This is a genomic window from Bradyrhizobium sp. PRIMUS42, assembly GCF_023006515.1.
Lineage (GTDB): Bacteria > Pseudomonadota > Alphaproteobacteria > Rhizobiales > Xanthobacteraceae > Bradyrhizobium.
In genome coordinates this window covers 1-818 of record NZ_JALBGZ010001339.1, presented here as the reverse complement: position 1 = coordinate 818, position 818 = coordinate 1, and the positions used below count along the sequence as shown (strand labels likewise).

Genomic DNA, 818 nt, shown 5'->3' with positions numbered 1-818 from the left:
CCTATCGCGCCCGCATCCGCCACCTCTTCTTCGGCCATGTGCACCGTCCCATCTTCGGCAGCTACGGCAAGATTCCTTTCTCCACCCTGCGCGGCACCAACCATCAGCTCTGGTTCGAGCTCGACGCCGGCGCGCGGCCTGCCCGATCGTGCGCATCTCCTCCGAGAGCGCGGGCTGATTGTCCGGTGCAAAAGGATCGACGTCGGAGACATCCCAAAGCAGCGTCGCCGCGTGCTCCAGCGTGCCGGTCTCGGAAAGATCGACGCAGTTGACGCCGCGATAGATCGCGCCCTCCTCGGTGATGGTCGAGATCTCCGTGTCCATGACCGGCAGATCGGCGTCGAAGCTGCGTAAGCCCCGCGGCTCCGGGGACGGCACGCGGCGCTCCTTGAGCGCGCGGACGTCCTCGGCACGATAGCGGTTCTTCCGCGAATCCGGCGTCGGCTCGGAGCGGATCAGGCCGCGGCTGACATAGGCGTAGAGCGTGGCCGGCGAGATCGCGAGCTCGGCTGCTGCCTCCCGGGCGGAGAGATAGAGACCCTCAGGATTTTTCATATTGATTTATGTAATCAAGATTGATCAATGTGTCGAGAGGCCTGACCTTGTCTCCTCCGTGAACAGGAGATTGGGCCATGAACATCCACCTCACCAAAAGCCAGATCGGGCTGGACGGCGTTCCCGCGGCCGAGACCGTGCTGAGCCATGTCGACGGCGAGCGCGGCGAGCTGATCATTGCCGGGGAGCATGTGGGCCGGCTGGCGAGCCAGTCGAGCTTCGAGGGCGTCACCGCCCGGCTCTGGAACGGCGCCGGCAAGACC

General features: G+C 64.9%; 2 protein-coding genes. One reads left to right on the top strand and one right to left on the bottom strand.

What is annotated here, in order from left to right; translation table 11 throughout:
- Positions 1-555: citrate synthase (locus MOV75_RS40180; RefSeq protein WP_247008388.1), on the bottom strand; the 555-nt coding region annotated here is incomplete at its 3' end.
- A gap of 77 nt (positions 556-632) precedes the next feature.
- On the opposite strand from MOV75_RS40180, the gene MOV75_RS40175 reads away from it, so the two are divergent.
- A partial coding sequence (locus MOV75_RS40175) for a citrate/2-methylcitrate synthase (RefSeq protein ID WP_369010505.1) occupies positions 633-818 on the top strand: 186 nt, incomplete at its 3' end.